The 2,488-nt window shown below is 64.1% G+C and carries 2 protein-coding genes; both read left to right on the forward strand.

The annotated features are described in order from the left end of the window. Window positions 1-288: 288 nt before the first annotated feature. The gene (locus SB771_RS33355) at window positions 289-564 is read left to right on the forward strand and encodes a hypothetical protein (protein ID WP_175662726.1); all 276 of its coding nucleotides are present in this window, start codon (window positions 289-291) and stop codon (window positions 562-564) included. 218 nt (window positions 565-782) lie between these two features. Beyond that, window positions 783-2,207 (forward strand): DHA2 family efflux MFS transporter permease subunit, encoded by a 1,425-nt coding sequence (locus tag SB771_RS33360; RefSeq protein WP_175662727.1) that lies wholly within the window; start codon window positions 783-785, stop codon window positions 2,205-2,207. Window positions 2,208-2,488: the final 281 nt, after the last annotated feature.

Below are 2,488 nucleotides of genomic sequence, written 5' to 3' on the forward strand. Positions count from 1 at the left end.
GACCGTGAAACGACTCTACGCCGATGATAGTGCGGATTCCCGTGTGAAAGTAGGTAATCGTCAGGCTCCCTAAGCCAGAAACCCCCGCCCAAAAAGGCGGGGGTTTTTGCATTGGCGCGGCGGAAAAGCGATGACAGCGAGGTGGGGCCCTTGGCGCCGGCCGGCACGTGAGCTGGCCGGGCAGGATCCTCACGCACGCCGCATCCGTAGGGCCGGCGGGTCAGCTAGATCGGCCACATCACACTTCCTTGATTCGCCGTTACAGACGAACATCCCCAGGCAATCCAAATGAAAAAGCTCGTCCCGCTTTTGTATTGCTTCGCCCTGCTGGGATGGGCTGCGCAATCTCACGCTGACTGCATCCATGCACCGTTTCACGCAGAATTCCAGGACGCAGATGGCGATGTCGGTCCGTTCGCCAATATGAAGTTTTCCCTGATCCGGGTGTCGGATGGCGCCGTGGTCTATCAAGGGACAACCGACGACCGCGGGCGGGTTGACTGGAGTGATGCGTGTCGCGGTGAGCGCTACAGAATTCGCCAAGATGGCCTGATGGGCGAGTAATGTCGCCGATCTTCTCCGATATTGGCTCAAATACGCGCTTGTTAACCTCAGTGACATGTATGGCTGACAGCCGCACTACGTCGAATCTATGCGCATAAAGTGGTTTCAGCGCCAAGTGTCGGCAGAGCGGCGTGCGCACGCTTCAGGGTAATATCGCCACTCGTCCGGCTTCCGCACGTGGTCGCCGGTGTGTTTCGCCTTCCGCAACTGCATCGTTCATGACTTCCAGCTCTGCTCAGCGTGGTCGGACGACCGACTTCTTGCCGTATCTCGTCGCCGCGACCTTCTTCATGGAGTATCTCGACACGACCGTGATCGCGACCGCGCTCCCGCAGATGGCGCATTCCTTCGGCGTCGGGCCGAATGCGCTGAGTCTCGGGATGACGGCCTACATGCTCGCGCTCGCGGTATTCATCCCGATCAGCGGCTGGATCGCGGACCGATACGGTTCCCGCACGGTGTTCGGCAGTGCGATCGTGATTTTTACCGGAGCATCGATTCTGTGCGGGCTGTCCGACGGCGTGGTGACGTTTACGGCCGCTCGTCTGCTGCAGGGCGTCGGCGGGGCGATGATGGTGCCGGTCGGGCGGATGATCGTCGTGCGCAGCACCGAGAAAGCACGGCTGATGCGCGCGATCGCGACGATCACGTGGCCGGGTATCGTTGCGCCGGTCGTCGGGCCGCCGATCGGCGGCTTCATCACGACCTATGCGTCCTGGCGATGGATCTTCCTGTTGAACGTGCCGCTTGGCCTCGCCGCGCTGGTTTGTACGTGCTTGATCGTGCGGAACACGCGCGCGGACGAACAGCGGCCGCTTGATTGGGTCGGGTTCGTGCTGGCAGGCGGTGCGCTGACCTGTCTGCTGCTGGGTACGGAAACGGCCGGTCAGGAGGATGCGCAGTTCACGCGTGCGGCGGTGCTGGTCGGGGCCAGCGTGTTGTTCGGCATCGCCGCGTGGCTGCACGCGCGGCGTTGCGCGCACCCGCTGCTCGACTTCACGACGCTGAAGGTGCCGACCTTTTCGGTCACGGTGCTCACGGGATCGATTACGCGGGTTGCGATCAATGCGGTGCCTTATCTGCTACCACTGCTGTTCCAGATTGGTTTCGGGCTGTCGCCGTTCCAGTCCGGTTTGCTGTTGCTCGCGAGCGCGCTCGGCAATCTGGGCATGAAGGCGGGCACGTCGTGGATCCTCGATCGTTTCGGGTTCCGCCGCGTTGCGCTCGTCGACGTGACGATCGTCGGCTTCTTCACGATCGCATGCGGCTGGCTGACCGCGTCGACGCCGCTCGCGATCACGCTGCTGGTCGTATTCGTCTACGGGCTGACGCGCTCGATGCAGTTCACGACGTTGGCGACGCTCGCCTATGCCGATGTTCCGTCGCACCAGACGAGCGCTGCGAGCACGCTGTGGAGCGCCGCGCAGCAGATGACGATCGGGATGGGGATCGCATTCGGCGCGCTGGCATTGCGGCTCGCCGCGCTGATGCGCGGCGATGCGGCAGGGATTCACTACGTGCTCGACGATTTTCGCTGGGCGTTCGTTGCCGCGGGCGCGCTCGCGCTGCTGACGTTGCCGGGCTATGCGCGGCTCGCGTCCGATGCGGGCGACCGACTTCGGGCGAGTGTCGCGCGAGGATAGGTTGAACGGCCGGTCGGGCGTGAATCGCGACGGTTCATATGGTCGCGCTCGGTTGCTCAGCTCGCCTGACGGGTCGGTGCGTCACGGGCGCGATGAATCGTCAAGCATGCATTTCGTGAACACGCTGCCGTGTTGCCGGCGATGCTCAGCTGCCCATGCCGCGCACGCACGACCTTCGGCATGATGCGCCGCCCACCGCCCACCGCCCACCGCCTACCGCCCACCGCCCACCGCCCACCGCCCACCGCCCACCGCCCACCGCCCACCGGCCACCGCCCACC

It is taken from the genome of Burkholderia sp. SIMBA_051 (assembly GCF_046534915.1).
GTDB lineage: Bacteria > Pseudomonadota > Gammaproteobacteria > Burkholderiales > Burkholderiaceae > Burkholderia > Burkholderia ambifaria.

Coding starts and splice junctions, on each gene's coding strand:
- SB771_RS33355 (WP_175662726.1), top strand. CDS start 289: ATGAAAAAGCTCGTCCCGCTTTTGTATTGCTTCGCCCTGCTGGGATGG.
- SB771_RS33360 (WP_175662727.1), top strand. CDS start 783: ATGACTTCCAGCTCTGCTCAGCGTGGTCGGACGACCGACTTCTTGCCG.